This window comes from Spirosoma validum (assembly GCF_014699035.1).
Classification (GTDB): Bacteria; Bacteroidota; Bacteroidia; order Cytophagales; family Spirosomataceae; genus Spirosoma; species Spirosoma validum.
On the sequence record NZ_JACXAA010000002.1, the window covers coordinates 580909 to 598831 of the forward strand.

Annotated in this window: 8 protein-coding genes; 5 read left to right on the forward strand and 3 right to left on the reverse strand. The window is 47.1% G+C overall.

Features of this window, described 5'->3' with window-relative positions; genetic code table 11:
* Positions 1–27: 27 nt before the first annotated feature.
* The 3 genes from IC230_RS07315 to IC230_RS07325 form a co-directional block, all read right to left on the reverse strand.
* Positions 28–2487 carry a carboxylesterase family protein gene (locus IC230_RS07315; protein ID WP_191038317.1) on the reverse strand — a complete coding sequence of 820 codons (2460 nt, stop codon included), beginning with the start codon at positions 2485–2487 and terminating at the stop codon, positions 28–30.
* Positions 2488–2553: 66 nt separating this feature from the next.
* Positions 2554–3090 (reverse strand): redoxin domain-containing protein, encoded by a 537-nt coding sequence (locus IC230_RS07320; protein ID WP_223860401.1) that lies wholly within the window; start codon positions 3088–3090, stop codon positions 2554–2556.
* 7 nt (positions 3091–3097) lie between these two features.
* Entirely contained in the window at positions 3098–4330 is a 1233-nt protein-coding gene (locus IC230_RS07325) for an ROK family transcriptional regulator (RefSeq protein ID WP_191038318.1), read from the reverse strand.
* 417 nt (positions 4331–4747) lie between these two features.
* Here IC230_RS07325 and IC230_RS07330 point away from each other — a divergent pair, with 417 nt between their 5' ends.
* The 5 genes from IC230_RS07330 to IC230_RS07350 all read left to right on the forward strand — a co-directional run bounded on the left by IC230_RS07330 (position 4748) and on the right by IC230_RS07350 (position 17868).
* Entirely contained in the window at positions 4748–7849 is a 3102-nt protein-coding gene (locus IC230_RS07330; protein WP_191038319.1) for a SusC/RagA family TonB-linked outer membrane protein, read from the forward strand.
* A 7-nt stretch (positions 7850–7856) separates the two neighbouring features.
* Entirely contained in the window at positions 7857–9458 is a 1602-nt protein-coding gene (locus IC230_RS07335) for a SusD/RagB family nutrient-binding outer membrane lipoprotein (protein WP_191038320.1), read from the forward strand.
* 101 nt (positions 9459–9559) lie between these two features.
* Positions 9560–12925, forward strand: a complete 3366-nt coding sequence (locus IC230_RS07340; protein ID WP_191038321.1) for a VCBS repeat-containing protein — start codon at positions 9560–9562, stop codon at positions 12923–12925.
* Positions 12922–14235, forward strand: a complete 1314-nt coding sequence (locus IC230_RS07345) for a vanadium-dependent haloperoxidase (RefSeq protein WP_191038322.1) — start codon at positions 12922–12924, stop codon at positions 14233–14235. Before IC230_RS07340 ends, IC230_RS07345 begins: the two co-directional genes overlap by 4 nt.
* 339 nt (positions 14236–14574) lie before the next feature.
* Complete coding sequence (locus IC230_RS07350) at positions 14575–17868, forward strand: SusC/RagA family TonB-linked outer membrane protein (protein ID WP_191038323.1); 3294 nt, start codon at positions 14575–14577, stop codon at positions 17866–17868.
* Positions 17869–17923 lie beyond the last annotated feature (55 nt).

The following is a 17923-nucleotide window of genomic DNA, read 5'->3' on the forward strand; positions in this document are numbered from 1 at the left end:
GCCTGCGTTACAGCAAGTAGCTACTACCTACGGCGCTTCCGTCTGACTAACCGTCTGTTCGTTAGTTAACGACCAGTTGTTGTCGAAAAAGCCAGCTTTGCGGATGCCTTTGATCCCATCGCGGAGCATTGTCAGGTCGAAGATCATAAAATCGGGGAACCCACTGCCACCCGCAAAATATTGGTTAGCATCCGTTGCTTTCAGTCCGGGCAGCCCCGTTCCTGTAACGACAGCGACAGACGCGGTCGGGCTATCCGGGCGAGGCCAGGCAAAATAGGCACCGATGCTGTCGCCTGTGTAGCGTTCGCTACCGACTGTCAATGTACCCCGGCTTGCCTGAATGGGACAATTTGCCAGCAATTTGTTCCAGGCCCGGTTGGTCGTTGCATTACCGTACAGAATAACACCCCGGTCTGCGTATTGACCAGCGTTAAATTCTTTATCGGGAATGATGTCAACGGCACCATTTCCACGATAATACCAGGTTTCTGCGTCGTATCGGGCTTTATTAAACGCCCAGTTGTTTTCGTCGGCTGTTCCCGACGTACTATATACGAAGACCATTCGGTTATTGAACGGCTCTTTAAACGTACCATTCCGATGCGGACCTTTTTGTTCGGCGGTCGGCTTGGTACCCATTTCCCACTGATCTTTTCTGACGAGATGCAACTTATCCGCTGACCCTTTAACGGCATAACTGATCGCTTTCAGGCTATCGAGCGTAATCGTTATGGTTTCGCCGGGTTGAAAATCGCTCAGGTCGAAACTAAGTAAACCGACGTTCTGTGTGTCACCGCTAATGGTCTTCCCTTTTTTATTTCGCTTGAGTTGTATCCGACTTGGTTGCAGTGGATTAAGTTGCTGGTCGATGCTTACCCAGCGCATGGTGGACGAAATAGCTGGATTAGTGGTTGTGAAGTCGATACTATGAGCCGCGCTATCGACCTGAACGCGATGTTCCCGGAAATACTCAAACAAGGGTTTCCAGTCGACGCTCTCATTCCCATACCAGTGCGATCCGCCAGGATATTCGTAATATGAAAAATCGGGGTGGAACGTACCGAGCAGCTTCCGCATCTGACGAGCATATTCGACGGACACCGTTGGATCAGCATCACCATGAAGAACGTAGATTCCCAGCGGTTTATAATTCGTTGCCAGAGCCAGTACGTTGCTGGGACTGCTCGCCCGAAGCAACAGGTTCTCCATCGGTGTACCACCTTCGGTCGGAATTTTACCATCGTGTGAACCATAGTCGGCCAGCGTCGGATAGCCAGCGCAGGGAGCAATGGCCGCCCAGTTGCCAGGGAACGTAGCGCCCAGATACCAGGTGCCATGTCCGCCCATTGAGTGGCCGGTCAGGTAAATGCGTCGTGGATCGGGTTTGTACCGTTTTTTAGCGATGTCAAAAACTTCCAGTGCGTCGAGTCGACCCCAGTCTTCCCAGTTAAATCCCCGCGGGCGTCGATTTGTTGGAGCAACCAGCACTCCCCAATCTTTAGGTTGATAAGCACGGGCCTGACCGCTGGCTTCGACCCCCGCACCATGCACCGATAAAAACAGGGCGGGAGCCTGTCCGTCGGGTTTTTGCTGAGGAGCTACGCCGTAATACTGGACACTACCGTCGATCTTGCTGATAAACGTATAATTCTGATGACTAAGTGATTCCGCGGCTGCCAGACTGATTTCTTTCTCATCGAGGGTTTTGTTTGCCTGAATCAGACGTATCTGCGCTTTCACATCACCTTTCTGCTGAACGCCTGACCCATTAACCCGAAAGCCTACTTTACGGGTTGTCAGCGGTGCTACGGTCGGTACGTCGGTGGATAACGTATTACCTGCTAACTGACTTTGTATTTGTAGACCAGTCAGCGGTTTGGTAGACGTATTCACAACAACGACGGCACCCCACAGAGACTCGGTTTGGTTGCCCAATACGATACTTGGTAATGTTGGGTCATCTGTATTCAGACTAACGGGCTTTTTCGGAAAAATTAATTCTGTGAATAAACCCTGAAAACGGGAAAATTGAGAGGTGCGAACATAGAGCTCGTTACGTCCCTTTTTAAGCATAACCGGTACGTATAGCCATCCGCTGGCATACGGATCGCCAGCGTGTGGGGCTCCGTTAACATACACCATGTTATGGCCTGTCGTGTGGAGCAAGGCAGTCTGTTCTCGCGGGGAGTCGTAGGTTAAATACAAATAACCATTGTTGAACGAACGACCTCGAAACTTGTGGTCTTTGTCTGCTGTAACGGCCTGCCATTTTACATCCTGTGAACCGTTGCCTGGCAGGGATTGACCTTCGGTCGGTGTTTGTAATTTGTTCTGGTAAAGCAGGTAAGCAAGCTGGTCGGTATAGAGCGCTTCCCGACCGTAATGATGACAGGGACCGATCGCTAATCCTTTGTCAAACGAATAAATCGACTGTGCCTGAACGACATGCGTAATAATCAGAAGGATAGCTGTAAATAACTTTTTCATAACGTAACGTTGATGATTCCGTTTTTTAGGTAAAGTGTTGTGAGTTGTCAAAAAAGTAACAAGAGTTTAGTCACGATTAATTAGGCAACCAGTAGGCGTAGTTTGCTTTATGGCAATGGATTTACCCACCAAAGTAGCCTCAATAGCATCTTTCAAGTAAAATGCCGTGGGGGCTGGCCGGTAACGACCTAATCTATAAAACTGATCGTCTACGCTCCCCCGGTACAGAATTTTATCCTGAGCCGAAATTAGCAGCACTTCTGGCGTAGTCGTTGCCTTGTACTGTCTAACTAGTTTGTGAGTTGGATCAAGCTGGCGGGGAATCGTTAATTTGAATGTTCGCTCAAATGCTTTTACGTCAGCCAATGTAGTCGTTTCGGTGGGATAGATAGCCTCAAATTGAACTTGGCCAGTATATTGGTCGGCTAAGTCCTGAACACGGCGGGTTGTCTTCTGACAAATTGGACACTCCGTATCAAAGAAGATAAGAACCCGGGGAGATTCCTGGAACGAAGTTCCCTGGTACGTAGGTATATGGAGGGGCGTAAGACCCATGATGGTCAGCAATATGCATCCTAAAAATCCCCATACTAGGCAGCGCATAATTTGATCAGTAATTGGCGAAAATGTCTTCCATTACGTACGCGTGTGTACCCAACCATTTGGCTGTACCATTTAGTTGCGTCAGCTCGATGGTCAAATCATTCCGAAAATCGCTCAGGCAGTATTTGCTAATCGCTTGCTCGATGGTACTCAGGATAAAATCGGCCGCATTGGTCAGTACGCCATCGATAATAATTATCTCAGGATTGAATAAATTAATGGCTAAAGCTAGTCCTTTCCCCAACTGAAAACCCGCTTCGTGTAGAATGTCAATGGCGTACGAATCTCCCTGATGAGCTGCGTTTATCAATTCGTCAATACCAATCTGATCAATCTGGTCTTTAAAAGTAGCTAGCTTCGAAACTTGCCCGGCCAGAATATCACGCTGCACCCGCCGAACCAAAGCTAAAGCCGAGGTAATAGTATCCAGACAGCCGATTTTGCCACAGCGGCATAACTCGCCTTCCGGATCGACCTGAATATGACCTAACTCGCCTGCAAAGCCACTGGCGCCCTGAAAGACTTCACCATTTACAATAATTCCCAGTCCTACGCCCCAGTCAATATTGATGGCTAATACCTGTTTTTTTCCCTGCGCTCCACCAAACCGGCTTTCGCCCAGTACGGTAGCTTTTGTATCATTAATCAGGTAAACTGGTTTGTTAATCTGATCTGAGAGCCAACCCGTTATTGAATTGTTAGTATGATTCAGATTCTTATACGTCAAATTCAATCCTCGTCGGGAATCGATCAGGCCCGGCATAGATATACCAACTGCAACTAACTTTTCAGCGTTTATTCCTGAATCGGTTAGGGCATTAGTAAAATACTGGATCAATGAAGAAAGAAAACTGAAATTATCCGCTAGCCGCAGGTCATAGTCACCGCGAAATACGACCTTACGCTGAGTGTCCATGAAGAGGATTTTCGTGTCGTGCGTACTGACGTCAATGACCGCAACGTAATGATGCTTCGTATTTAATCCGAAGAGTACAGGTCGTCGACCATTATTACCAATAGCTGTTCCGATAGCCGTTACCCATTGTGTTTGAATTAACTCGTCAACCAGACCGGTAACCGAAGGGACACTATTATGGAGTAAATGCGCTAAGTTGGCCAGTGTACAGGTACCCTGCGTATACAGGTGCGCCAGCACCTTCCGCTGTTTTTGGTTCTTTTTATAATCGACAACCGATTGTTGGCCTACGGGTTCTTCTTCAAGTATAAAAGATGAATTCATGGAGATAGATAGGTAAAACAGAAAAACAGGCAAATCATTTGGCTTTATAGCAGCTATTGCCCAAAGAATATTCTACAGCTAAATTACTTTTATAAGCCTTCATTAAAACCAATACTACGTTCCTGATTTAAGCAAGTACTCAAATCAATTTCGGTGGTTAAAGTAAGTCATTTTTAAAAAAATTAAAAAACTATTGTATGGTTATGCATATATTTGGCTAAAAAAAGCGTCTATAGCCTTTTTTGCCAAAGAATCATCGTTCACCACGGTATAGAATTAATACCTATTTAACCCCTGGTTTTTTGTAAACAATCTAAATTTTGTGTGATTGCAAGTTGACGCGGATCGTTTATAAACGATGATCTGCGGTCTGTTGATCAGAGTTTGTTTTTTAACCTAATCAAGTGCTGAAAACTTATGAAACCAAAATTACTCCAAACCATTCCCAGGCTTCTACTTTTCCTGGGAGCCTGGATTGTGTGTGCGGCTTCGCCCTCTTTTGCTCTCGACAGAGAGGTTACAGGGACGATTACTGACGAAAAAGGAAATGATCTGGCTGGTGCAACGGTCACCATTAAAGGAACGACCCGTGGTACTAATACGGATGGTAGCGGTCGCTACCGCATCACGGTACCTGATAACAATGTCGTGCTGGTTTTTTCCTATATCGGCTATGCTGCTCAGGAAATAACTGTTGGGAACCAGTCTATAATTAACGTGAAATTAAATCCGGGCGACGTGAACCTGAATGAGGTTGTCGTTACGGCGTTGGGCGTATCGAAAGAAACCCGCACACTGGGTTACGCTGTCACAACCGTCGATGGTTCATCACTGACTAGAGCTCGCGAAACGAACATCGGTAACTCACTGGCTGGCCGGGTAGCGGGTCTGAACGTAAAAGGCACCAATAGCGGTCCAGGAGGAACGGCTAAAATTCTGATGCGGGGTATGCCTAGTATGAATTCGGGCGGATCGCCATTGATCGTTATTAACGGGGTACCAATGGATAATACCCAGCGGGGCAGTGCTGGAGAGTGGGGAGGAGCCGATGGAGGTGATGGACTTGGTAACCTAAATCCGGATGATATCGAAACCATGACGGTGTTGAAAGGTCAGTCAGCATCAGCATTATGGGGTGCCCGGGCATCAAATGGTGTTATTCTCGTTACAACGAAAAAAGGTAGAAAGGGCGATTTCTCGGTTGATTATAACATGAACCTGACGACCGATCAGCCAGTCAATTTCACTGATTTTCAATACGACTATGGTCAGGGAATCAATGGAGTTAAACCCACCACTCAGGCAACAGCTCAGCAAACAGGCCGGATGAGCTGGGGAGCTAAGCTGGATGGAACAAATGTTATCCAGTTCGACGGGAATCAATATCCCTACGTAGCGCAACGGGATAACATCAAAAACTTCTACAAAATGGGCTCGAACTTTACCAATACCGTCTCGGTAACGCGGGGAGGGGATAATGGATCGTTCCGGCTGTCATTGTCGAACCTGGCTAACAAAGGTATAATCGAGAATACTGGTCTGACCCGGAAGACCATCAATCTGACAGCTGATCAAAATATTACGTCTAAGCTGAGCTTTAGCATACTAGCCAACTATATCGACGAACAGGTAAAGAATAAGCCTATTCTGAGTGATGGTCCTATGAACGCCAATAATGGTCTGCTGCTGGCAACCAACATCGATCAGCGTATTCTGGCACCCGGTTATAACACGACAACCGGTCGGGAGATTGTCTTTAGCGATGACGAGTACGTAACGAACCCCTATTTTGTCGTTAATCAGTTCGTTAATAATGTCAGCCGCAAACGACTGATTTCTATGGTGTCGACCAAGTATCAGTTCGCCGACTGGATCTATGCCCAGGCGCGCGTTGGATATGATAACGCGAATGATCGCATTCTTAAAGTAGAGCCCTGGGGATCAGCCTACACGCAAAATACCCGGGGAAGTCTGCAGGAGCTTTCTAATGCGCAGCGTACCGAACTCAACATGGATGGTCTGATTGGAATTAATAAGAACATTACGTCAGATATCTCTGTCAATGCGTTGGTGGGTGGAAACATTCGGAAAAATAATTACGAGAAAATAGGGCTGAATGGTGGTCCATTCGTACTTCCTTACTTGTACAGCTGGAACAATGTTGTGAACTACAACCGTACCTACGAAGTAGCGAACACGGAAGTTCAATCGGCTTATTACAGCGTTGACTTAGCTTATAAAAGCTTTTTAACGTTGAGCACAACAGGACGGTATGATGCATACTCTACACTGCCCAGCGCTAACCGCAGTATTTTTACGCCGTCAGTAACGGGAGCTTTTGTATTCTCTGACCTGGTTCAGATACCAAGCCTGAGTTTTGGTAAACTCCGGGCTGCTTATGCCAGAACTAGCGGTGAACCCACCACGGCTTACGGAACCAGTGTATACTACAGCGTCGGCAACGCAATCAACGGAACCGCTACGGGTAACTTTAGTGACCGTCTGCCCAATCTGTTCCTGAAGCCATTTACCAAGACTGAACTTGAATTAGGTCTTGAACTCCGTTTCTTCGGTAGCCGTTTAGGCTTCGATTTAGCGTATTACACGCAGGAAACCCAGAACGAAATTATGCCAGCCAACTACAGCTGGGCAACGGGTTACGCAAGTGGTGTGGTAGGTACAGGTTCTGTACAGAACAAAGGGGTTGAATTACAGATAACCGGTACACCAATTCGGAAAACGAATCTGAACTGGAATGTTTCGCTCAACCTGACGTCCGTGCATAACAAAGTTTTACAAACCGATGCGAACAACAACCCAATTACGCTCGGTTCGAACCGGGCCACCCTGGGTAATGCCATCACTTCCTTCGTCGTTGGTCAGGCAGGTCCTCAAATTCGCGCGTATGATTACAAATATGCTTCGAATGGGCAAATCGTTGTCGATGCATCAGGGCTACCGGTTCGGGGTGATCTAATCAACATGGGAACGGTCCTGCCAACACTTTACGGTGGTTTGAATAACGATTTCTCGTTCGGTAATTTCAACCTGTCATTCCTGATCGATTACAACTACGGTAACAAAATCCTGTCGGCAACGGAAAACTACGCGTATCGCCGAGGGTTGCACAAAGCTACGTTAGTAGGCCGTGAAGGCGGAATTACAACGGGTGTTGTTGAAGGCGGAGCTGCCAATACGGTTAACGCTACAGCGCAGGCGTACTATACAGCGCTGGCTAACAACGTAACGAAAATCAGTGTAGTCGACGGCGACTTTATCAAAATGCGTCAGTTAACGTTCGGTTATAACCTCCCCGCTCGTGTGCTGGAGAAGCTGCCTTTGATCCGCACGGTAAACATTTCGTTCGTTGCCCGGAATCTATTTTACCTCATGAAGAAGACGACCAACATCGATCCTGAAGCTTCGTTTGGCTCTAACCTAACCTATTCGGGTATTGAGGGAGCCAATCTGCCAGCTACGCGTAACTATGGTGTTAACCTGAACATTCGATTCAAATAAAAGAACAATGAAGAAGAGACTCATCGCAATAACCTTCCTCATCGGGGCACTGCAATTTTCGTGTACGGATACATTCGACGCGCTTAATACAGACCCAACCAAGGCATCGGGCGCTACATTTGATGCTAATCTGTTGCTGCCCAGCATTCAGTGGAGTTACGTCAACTCTACGGCTGGCTATAATGGCCCCATCCTTTTCCAGAGTATGTGGGCGCAGGTTCTGGCCTCAACCACATCGGGTGCTGCCAACTATTATTCCAACGGCGACAAATACGTGATTTCGAGTAATACCAACTCGTATCTGGCAAGTACCTGGAATGAGGGCTTTAAAGCGGCCAGCTTCGCCTATGAAATGGAGCAGTTAACGAAAGGTAATGCCGCTCAGGTTAACCTGAATAGTATTGCCGTTATCATGCAGGCACAGTGTTTTGCAACGATCAGCGATACCTACGGCGATATTCCCTACACCCAGGCGTTGCAAGGCAAAGCGGGTACCAGCTTACCCGTCTACGACACGCAGGAGAGCATTTACAAATCGTTGCTAAGTCGGCTCGAAACCTCCATCGCTGCCCTGAATGCATCGGCTGCGCTACCTACCAATGATGCGTTTACGTACAAAGGAGACGTAACGAAATGGAAAAAGTTTGGGTATTCGCTGATGCTGAAACTGGCTATGCGCATGGTGAAAGCTGATGCTGCCACGGCTAAGAGCTATGCTGAAAAAGCTGCTGCCGGCGGTGTCTTTACCAGTGTTGATGATGATGCATATGTATTGGCCGACAATGCCAACAGTTACGGAAACGGAAATGGTGCAGCTTTATCGACACTAGCCGATGTTTATCAGGTGCGCTGGAGCAAAACCATGATCGATTACCTGAAAGCGAACAACGATCCTCGTTTGAGTAAAGTAGCCGAGGTGCCTGTCGATGGCCTGACCGCCAATCAGGATTTCGCTAGTGGTGGCAACACTACCGCGAGTGCTCAGCTAGGTCTGCCTAACGGCTATGATCTGAATGGTCAGGCGACCGACATCAGTAAATCGGCTGGTTACCCTGGCGGTACCGGAGCAGGAGCAGAGGCCACGCCTATCGGCAAATACTCTCGTCCAACGCAGATTTATCGCAACCGTAGCGCACCACTTTTTGTCCTGACCTACGCTGAAACAGAATTGCTACTGGCTGAAGCGGCTACGCGTGGTTTCACGGTCAGTGGTACGGCTGCTCAGCATTACAGAAACGGTGTAGCTGCAGGTATCCTGTCGCTGTCGAAATATGGAACAGCGGCTGCTATCGACGCTGCCACGGCGAATGCCTATGCCGATGCTCATCCGCTGGTAGCGGCTAATGCGCTGAAACAGATCAACGAACAATACTGGGCTACAGATGGTATGCTGATGAACAATAGCGAGGCTTGGAACAACTGGAAGCGTTCGGGTTTCCCAGTACTCACGCCAGTAAATTATACCGGTAACTTCTCCAGTGGTCAGATTCCTCGTCGTCAACCCTATCCGACGACGGAAGCAACGCTGAACACGGCGAATTATCAGTCGGCAACAGCGAGATTGTCGTCGGGTGATAACTGGATATCCCGCGTTTGGTGGGATAAGTAGGAGCCGAATTACATTAAAAAGCCAAAGGTCTCTTCATGGGACCTTTGGCTTTTTATACGTATTTTTATTGGCTATTCTTTTGCGTGCGTATGGTTTCACCAATGTTCATTAATCAATTGGATTTACGTTTTCGCCAACTTTTTCGCTACGTCCTTGGCGTCATTTTGTTGGGGTGTGTTCCTATACGTGGTGTTAACGCTCAGTCGTTGTTTCAGCTCCTTCCAGCCAGCAAAACCAACGTCAGTTTTAGCAATGACATTGACGAAAATGAACAGCTTAACGTACTGGCCTACGAATATTTTTATAACGGGGGCGGGGTCGCTGTGGGCGATTTTAATAATGACGGTTTACAGGATATATTTTTTACGGCCAATCTAAAACCAAACAGGCTTTACTTGAATCAGGGCGGTTTAACCTTCAAAGATATTACGAACAGCGTTCGGGCTGAAGTGGCTGGTCGTCCGGGCGGCTGGAAAACGGGTGTCAGTCTGGCTGATGTCAATGGCGATGGCTGGCTGGATATTTACGTCTGCTATTCGGGTAAAGTGCCTACCGATATGCGCCGGAACCAGCTATTCATCAATCAAAAAAACCTCACTTTTCGCGAGCAGGCTAAAGAATACGGGCTCGATGATCCAGGCTATAGCACGCAGGCTGCCTTTCTGGATTACGACAAAGATGGTGATCTGGACCTGTTACTGTTAAATCACAACGTCAAGAAATACGACAATATGGAGTTAGCCAAGCTCCATAATGAAACCGACGAACTGGCTGGCAATAAACTTTACGAAAATCAGAAAGGCCGCTTCATTAACGTATCAATGAAAGCGGGTATCAAGCAATATCCATTAACGTTTGGCCTGGGCGTGGCTGTGGCTGACATCAATCAGGATGGATGGCCGGATATCTACGTAACGAATGATTACAATGAGCCTGATTATCTCTACATTAATAATCAGAATAGTACGTTTAGCGAGGTTTCATCGGCGAGTTTTCGGCATATGGCTCAGTTTTCGATGGGCGTTGACATCGCTGATTACAACAATGATGGTTTTCCGGATATTATGTCGCTGGACATGCTACCCGAAGATAACCGCCGACAAAAATTACTCCAGCTTCAGGAAAATTACGAGTCGTTTGAATTGATGCAGCAGCAAGGCTTGCAGAAGCAATACATGCGCAATATGCTCCAACTGAATAATGGCGACGGCCGCAGTGGAGCAGGCATACCGACGTTCAGCGAAATTGCTCAGACCGCGGGCGTATCAAATACCGATTGGAGCTGGTCTCCGCTGATGGCCGATTTTGATAATGATGGCTATAAAGATTTATTCATCACGAACGGGTACCTACGGGACTATACCAATAAAGATTTTCTGAAATACTGGGGCGATTATAAGGTCAAAAAAGCCATCAATCGCGAATCGATACAGTTGATGGATCTGGTAAAGGCGATGCCGTCGACCAAAATTCCCAATTATATTTTTAGCAACAACCACGATCTAACCTTTGCAAATAAGCAGCAGGAGTGGGGCTTTCAGACGCCTTCGATCTCAAACGGAGCCGCTTATGCCGATCTTGACAACGATGGTGATCTGGAACTCGTGGTCAATAATATCAACGAACCGGCTTTTATCTATCAGAATCTGAGTCGTGAGCAATCGAAAAATAGCTACGTTCAGTTAAAACTGGTTCCGACGCACGGCAACAAAAATGCGCTGGGCGCACAGATACATCTGTATACGAAAGGAAACCGTCAGTATCAGGAAATCAGTCCGGTACGTGGTTATTTGTCGACACAACCGCTAACCCTTCACTTTGGTCTTGGTACTGTTACGGCCATTGATTCGGTTGTCATCAATTGGCCCGATCAGACGAAACAGACCATCGTCGGCATGGCGATCAATCAACTGGTTGTGATCCAACAACCGACTACGGGGCTTACGTCTACTACGTTGTTGACGCCGAAAAAGTCCGGTTCTGTTTTCTCCAGGGTGGAGCCCATTGTGTCGCACACGCACGAAGGCTATACCGAGAATGATTTCAAACGACAACCACTCATGCTATGGATGTATTCGCATACAGGACCTGTGCTGGCAAAAGGAGACGTTAATAAAGATGGGCTGGACGATCTGTTCATCAGTGGCGATCAGAATAAACCAGGTCGCGTCTGGGTACAACAGAAAGGGGGAAAATCGGATGCACAACCGTTTCAAAAAATCGAGCCATTGACGATTGGTGACGAAGCCACGTCGGCCGTTTCTGCAGCCGTTTTTTTCGATGCTAATGGAGACGGATATGATGACTTATACGTAGCGAAAGGCGGCTATTCGTTGTTTGAGGTGAATACATCTTCCCTACAGGATGAGTTGTATATGAATGACGGAAAGGGAAACCTGAGTTTGTCGAAAACGGCGCTACCCAACCTCAATGCCAGCAGTAAATCCTGCGTGCGTCCCTGCGATTACGATGGCGACGGTGATCTTGACTTGTTCATAGGTGGTCGCGTGATACCGGGTCGCTACCCGGAACCGGCTGTTTCTTATCTACTCCAAAACGCGGGAAACGGTCAGTTTAAGGCGGTACCGATTCCTTTTGCCAGGGCAGGTCTGGTCACTGATGCGCAATGGGCGGATATGGACAACGACGGACGTAATGATCTGATTCTATGCGGTGAGTTCATGTCCATAAAAATCTATCTGAACACAAAAGATGGGTTTGTCGATAAAACAAAATCGTATTTCCCCGAAGCATCAGCAGGGTTCTGGCTATCGCTGACAGTTGCTGATGTGAATGGCGACGGGCAGAAAGACATTATTGCCGGAAATCTGGGAACAAATTCGCAACTGCATTTTTCGGAAAAAGAACCAGCGGAATTGTATTACGCTGATTTTGATAAAAACGGGTCTATTGATCCATTCTTCAGTTGCTACGTACAAGGGCAGGCTTATCCGTTCGTCAGTCGGGATGAATTGAATGATCAGATCTATGCCATGCGCAAGAAATTTGGTTTTTATAAGGATTATGCGAACGCAACCATTCAGACTATTTTTTCGGCGGAAGATTTAGCCGGAGCGCAAAAGCTCACCGTAACGGAGTGTCACACGGTCTGTTATCTGGCAAAAAATGGCGCCTTTGAGAAACATCTATTGCCCATACAAGCACAATTTGCCCCAGTAACCGTCAGTGTTGTAAAAGACGTCAATCAGGATGGCCATGCAGATGTACTTCTGTTCGGTAATAAAACGGATAATCGCTTGAAACTGGGTAGCATGGATGCGAACTATGGATGTCTTTTAACGGGCGATGGGAAAGGAAATTTCACATATGTGAGTCAGCCAAATGCCGGTTTGTCCGTAACGGGGGATGTCAAGTCTGTGATTGACGTAACGGTACAGCAGAAAAAATACCTGATTATTGGAGCGTTCAATCAGCCTCTGCAGGTCTATAGCGCGCAAAAACCATGAGATATTTATTGCTTATTGGGGTTTTTCTTTGCCAGACTGCCGGGGCTAAACCTAAGTATGACTTAGGTAAACATCTCCAGCCGACAATGTTTGCCGTAACGATGGTGATGATCCATGACGTTGTCAATCCGCCTGCAGCCAGCCGTTTTTATACGTACTGTTTATTAGGCGCGCATGAGATCATTGCCCGTCAGCAAAAAGGAATCACATCGCCTGCATCGTTTGTTCGCGATTTCAAACCGCTCGAACTGACGCAAAAAGAGCCCTACGACTATCAGGTAGCTGCGCTGTACTGTATTCTTGAAACCGGCCGATTGATTCTGCCATCGGGTTCTATGCTGGAAGAAGATCAGCAAAAATTACTCAGTCAGCTTAAAAAGGAAGGATACAGCGAGTCAGCTCTTCAGCAGTCGGTGAACGTAGCGCAGATGATTGCTAAACAGATTGTTACGTATGCCGCCGATGATAATTACAGAAAACTAAGCGCCCGATTACGGTACCGACCCACTAAGAGAGACGGTTTCTGGTACCCAACACCGCCAGCCTATATTGAAGCAATTGAACCGCACTGGCGTATCATTCGCCCTATGGTCATTGATTCCTGTACTCAATTTAAACCTAAATCACCCGTTACGTTCAGCAAAGACACTACCAGCGAATTTTATAAACTGGCCTATGAGGTGTATCGGGTGGGAAATACATTAACCGAGCAGCAGCGCTTCATTGCTTCCTATTGGGATTGCAACCCATTTGCGGTCAATACGTCGGGGCATATGTCCATTGGATTTAAAAAAATCAGTCCTGGCGGACACTGGATGAACATTACCAGCATTGTTACGGCTCAGGCAAAACTACCGTTTGACAAAGCACTGCAGATTCATTCGTTGGTGGCGATGACGCTTATGGATGCTTTTATTAGTTGTTGGGACGAAAAATACCGTAGCAATCGCATTCGCCCTGAAACGGTAATTAACCGCTATATCAATGTACGCTGGCAACCGCTCTTACAAACTCCACCCTTCCCCGAATACACCAGCGGTCATAGCGTTATTTCAACTGCTGTTGCCGAGTTGCTAACGTATATGCTGGGGGATAAATTCGCGTTTACCGACAATACCGAAATTCTATTTGAATTACCTGAGCGTGAATTCAAATCCTTCCGGCAGGCGGCTGCTGAAGCAGCTATTTCCCGGCTATATGGAGGAATTCATTACCGAGATGCTATTGAAAATGGGCAGACTCAGGGTAAAGCTATCGGCGAATTTATCATCGTGCGACTAAAAAAAGCGGGTATTTTACCTGCTTTCTAAAATGAACTAGCATGATCTGATGAGTAGCCGGTAAAAATGCGTGCAATACTATAAGTATATGCCGATCATATTCGTAGCGTATTAATACTCTCTATTCTATTAAGTATTTTTATAAGAAGCTATCTTTTGAAAAGGCTAATGATGGTTGAAATTTGTTGATTTAATTGTAAATAATTATATATTTTCTTTGTAAGATTATAAATACTAATATAGTTTTTAAAAAAAAATATTAAATCAGTATTAATGATGGAATAAATTTATATTAAACTTGCATAAAGAATAAAGTGCTCAGTTTAAACGGGCCACTTTCCTTAGTAAACTAATCTAATCTCCGTCCGAATGAAAAAACTATTACTGTTAATCATGCTGGTCCTGATTCGGTGTATACCGACTTTGGCGCAGTCGAGGGCTACCATCACAGGGCACGTGCGGGATAGTCAGAATAACCCTATTCCTGGTGCTACGATCCAGGTCAAAGGAACGAATACAGGTACAACGGCGGCCGCCGATGGTACGTTTCGACTGAATCTGCCAGCTGCTAATGCCACTACGTTGGTTGTATCGGCTATTGGTTTTACAACGCAACAGGTAGCCATTGGCCGAACATCCGAGTTTAACATTACGTTGGCCGACGATGCCAAGGCGCTCAGCGAAGTTGTTGTAACAGGTTTTGGGATTAAGCAGGAAACCCGCAAACTATCTTATGCCACTCAGGAAGTAAAAGGTACGGATTTAGAACGTGCCAATAGCGCTAACCTGGTGAATGCTCTCCAGGGAAAAGTGGCTGGTGTACAGATTGACCAGGGCTCAGGTGGTCCGATGTCTTCCTCACGGATTCGGATTCGGGGAAATGCGTCACTTAGTCCAAACACCCAGCCTTTGTTCGTGATTGACGGGGTACTGATTCGGCCTGGCACGACGGGAGCCGATTCGTGGGGTGCCGCTCAGGACTTTGGTAACATCATGAAGAACATCAACGCCGATAACGTAGAGACAATGACTGTTCTTAAAGGCTCGGCCGCTAGTGCGCTGTATGGTTCGGAAGCGCTTAATGGCGTTGTGGTTATCACAACCAAACGCGGTCGGGAGCAAAAAGGTCTGGGTGTCAACTACAACCATACATCGTCATTTGAAAATGCGTATCGATTCGTTGATGTTCAGAATCAATATGGGGCCGGTATCTCGCCAACTTTTACCAAAGCTGCCGACGGAACCGATCAGGTCGATAATCAGAACTGGCCTTATTCGTTCGGACCGAAGCTGGATGGGCATATGGTACGAGATCTCGATGGTCGGATGATACCCTGGAAAGCGAATGACCCGCTGAAATTCTTCCAGACAGGTCGGTTTACGAATCACAACCTGGCTGTCGAGGGAGGCAATGACCGTTCATCGTTCCGGGCTTCCTACTCGAATCTGTACAACAACACGATTATGCCGGGTGGTGCCGAACTGAAGCGGGATAATTTCAATATACGGGCCAGCCAAAAGATCGGTAAACTTATCAATCTCGACGTATCGGCGGATTATACCGTCAATAACAACCTCAATCCAATCCGCCAGGGTGGTAATTTTAACCCTGTTTTTCGCTTCGTATACGGTCGTCCACGGAGCTTTGATATCGATTACTGGGTTAATAATTATATCTCGCCCAATGGTGGACGGAAACAGGGGGCCGCTGATCCTTATAACATCTCACCGTTCCTGTGGGATACGTTCCAGAAGAATACCAAACGTAACGAAAAAATCTTCCGGGGCAATATCGACGTAAATTTGAACTTCACACCCTGGCTAACTGGTCTGGTGCGGGCCAATTTCCAGAACGAACTATATCAGAACGACATTCGTGACTTGGGCGATGGACAGGGCTTCGCAGGTAATGATCGCTACGTTCAATCGTCAGAAGCCAATAGCCAGTCGCGCGTTCAGGGCTTATTAACTTTCAACCGGGATCTGAGTTCGCTATTTCACCTGAACCTGACGCTGGGGGGCGAAACAAACCGGATCAATGGAGGCCGCTATTATGAGCTGAGCACAAACGGTGGACTACGCTTACCAGGGGTATTTGCCCTTTCCAACACAATCAATCCGCTGAACATAACCACCCGCCTAAACCCATCTAAGCGTACAGACGCGGCCTACCTCTATGGTGATGTGAGTTATAAGGATGTTTTGTTTCTGAACTTTACGAACCGGATGGATTATTCATCGGCACTAACGTATGCCAATGGAAGTGGTCAGCAATCGTATTACTATCCCTCAGTTGGGTTAGCATGGGATTTCACGCAGTCGGTTAAGAATTTGCCGAAAGCCCTCTCATTCGGGAAACTGCGAGCCAGCTACGGCTTCACCGGTGGCGATACTGATGCCTGGATTACAAACCGAACAGGTTTTTACTCGGCCAATGGAAATTACACATCAACGGGTGGCTTAATTCCCCAGTATGGTTTTCGAGACAATACTCTGCCAAACTATACCCTGAAAAACCGTCTGGCGCGGGAATGGGAAGTGGGAGCTGATCTTCGGTTCTTTAACAACCGGCTGGGAGTTGATGTCGCCGTGTATAATAAGCTGACGACTAATGAAATCTTTACTCTGCCTGTGGCTCAGGAAGCGGGCATTGCAAATCGGTTGGTTAATGCTGGTAAGATTCTAAACCGTGGTGTGGAAATTTTGCTGACGGGTACGCCGATCAAAACGGGTAAGTTCCAGTGGAATACGTCGTTTAACTTCAGCCGAAACCGGAACAAAATTCTGGAACTGGCCGACGGAATCGATACGTATGAATTGAGTCTGGCATTCGGAGCTGATCTCAAGTCAGTGGCCAGAGCTGGCGGTGATTACGGAACGATTACAACGACTTATGCCTATGCTCGCGATGATCAAGGCCGCAAGCTCATTGGAGCCGCTAACGGTGTGGGTGGTTATCTGACTTACCTACGTAGTGGCGCTGCTGGTCAGGGTTCTAAAGACGTTGGTACTATGCTGGAAAATTTTCTGCTCAGTAACGTCAACAATTTCCGCTTCGGTAATCTGTCTGCTACGTTCCAGCTCGATTCCAAAATTGGTGGTGTGATGGCATCGGCAACCCATGCTTACGGTTCTGCTTTTGGTAGTCTTTCCAATAGTCTCGCTGGACGAGATGCAGAAAACGGTGGTATCGCCTTTACTGATGCACAGGGTAATCGGCGCAACGACGGTATCATTCCCGATGGTGTTCTGAACAAAGGGGTGACGGCCACGGTAGATGGCAAACAGGTTGATCTGGGTGGTATGACCTATGCTGATGCTGTTTCTAAAGGCTATCTCACACCGGTTCCTGCCTATGCATACTATGATAACCTGTCTAACTGGGGATCAGGTATCCGGGAATATTCAGTATTTGAAAACTCTTGGGTCGCCGTGCGCGAAGCATCGGTGAGTTATGACGTACCGGCTAACTGGCTGAATAAGGTGAAAGTGCAGTCGCTTCGGTTGAGCGTCGTTGGACGTAACCTCGGTTACCTCTACCGGACGGCGAAAGATGGCATCAATCCGCAGTCGCTGAAGAGCAACAACGCTGGCGAATTTGCCGAATACGGTGGTTTGCCATTCAGCCGCAATATTGGGGTATCGGTTAATGTCGGATTCTAATTTAGTATATGATTCTGGGTTGTATAATTCGCCAAAAAAAGTAAATGGTATGACC

Excerpts from the sequence above, each read along its gene's own strand:
- IC230_RS07335 (WP_191038320.1), top strand. The coding sequence starts at position 7,857 with ATGAAGAAGAGACTCATCGCAATAACCTTCCTCATCGGGGCACTGCAA.
- IC230_RS07350 (WP_191038323.1), top strand. The coding sequence starts at position 14,575 with ATGAAAAAACTATTACTGTTAATCATGCTGGTCCTGATTCGGTGTATA.
- IC230_RS07325 (WP_191038318.1), bottom strand. The coding sequence starts at position 4,330 with ATGAATTCATCTTTTATACTTGAAGAAGAACCCGTAGGCCAACAATCG.
- IC230_RS07330 (WP_191038319.1), top strand. The coding sequence starts at position 4,748 with ATGAAACCAAAATTACTCCAAACCATTCCCAGGCTTCTACTTTTCCTG.
- IC230_RS07320 (WP_223860401.1), bottom strand. The coding sequence starts at position 3,090 with ATGCGCTGCCTAGTATGGGGATTTTTAGGATGCATATTGCTGACCATC.
- IC230_RS07315 (WP_191038317.1), bottom strand. The coding sequence starts at position 2,487 with ATGAAAAAGTTATTTACAGCTATCCTTCTGATTATTACGCATGTCGTT.
- IC230_RS07345 (WP_191038322.1), top strand. The coding sequence starts at position 12,922 with ATGAGATATTTATTGCTTATTGGGGTTTTTCTTTGCCAGACTGCCGGG.
- IC230_RS07340 (WP_191038321.1), top strand. The coding sequence starts at position 9,560 with ATGTTCATTAATCAATTGGATTTACGTTTTCGCCAACTTTTTCGCTAC.